This window comes from uncultured Microbacterium sp. (assembly GCF_947489255.1).
Taxonomy (GTDB): Bacteria; Actinomycetota; Actinomycetes; order Actinomycetales; family Microbacteriaceae; genus Microbacterium; species Microbacterium phycohabitans.
In genome coordinates this window covers 1-733 of the sequence record NZ_CANLCY010000012.1, presented here as the reverse complement: position 1 = coordinate 733, position 733 = coordinate 1, and the positions used below count along the sequence as shown (strand labels likewise).

Sequence of the window (733 nt, the reverse complement as noted above, 5' to 3'; positions counted from 1 at the left end):
CGTGATCTGCCCGAGCGGTTCGGGAACTGGAACACGATGTACAAGAACTTCCGTCGCTGGGCGGCCGACGGTGTCTGGGAAGACCTTCTCACCCACGTGCAGAAGCGGGCGTCTTTGCAGGGCGAGATCGACTGGGTCGTGTCGGTGGACTCCTCGATCGCGCGTGTCCACCAGCACGGCGCGACCCTGCCCCGCGACACGGGGGGCTCCGGCGAACTACAAGAAGTACGGGCCGGAACCTCCTGACCACGCGATCGGCCGGTCACGAGGCGGTTTGACGACGAAGATCCACCTCGTCTGCGACGGGCAGGCGCGGGCGTTGGCATTCGTGCTCACGGGCGGGCAGATCGCAGACACCAGCATGTTCACCGACACCCTCGACGAGATCCACGTCCGTGGCCGAGGCCCTGCACGCACGAGACCCGACCGGGTGCTCGCGGACAAGGGCTACCCGTCAAAGAAGAACCGGGCGTGGCTACGCGAGCACGGCATCAAGGCCACGATCCCCGAGCGCGACGACCAGATCGCGCACCGACGCAAGCGACCCGGTCGACCGATCAACTTCGGCCTCGAGCAGCAGCAACGCTACAAGGGCCGCAACGTCGTCGAACGATGCTTCAGCTTCATCAAGCAGTGGCGAGGACTCGCGTCACGCTACGACAAGACCGCCACCTCATACGCAGCCGGACTCAACCTCGCCGCAGCACTCCAATGGATATAGCAACACGGCCTA

General features: G+C 65.1%; 2 protein-coding genes. Both read left to right on the top strand.

Going from position 1 to position 733, the window contains the following annotated elements:
* On the top strand, nucleotides 1-246 hold a 246-nt coding region (locus tag Q0818_RS16695), incomplete at its 5' end, for a transposase (RefSeq protein WP_298877519.1).
* Nucleotides 164-721, top strand: a complete 558-nt coding sequence (locus tag Q0818_RS16690; protein WP_081813642.1) for an IS5 family transposase — start codon at nucleotides 164-166, stop codon at nucleotides 719-721. The genes Q0818_RS16695 and Q0818_RS16690, both read left to right, overlap by 83 nt.
* The last annotated feature ends 12 nt before the right edge of the window (nucleotides 722-733 follow it).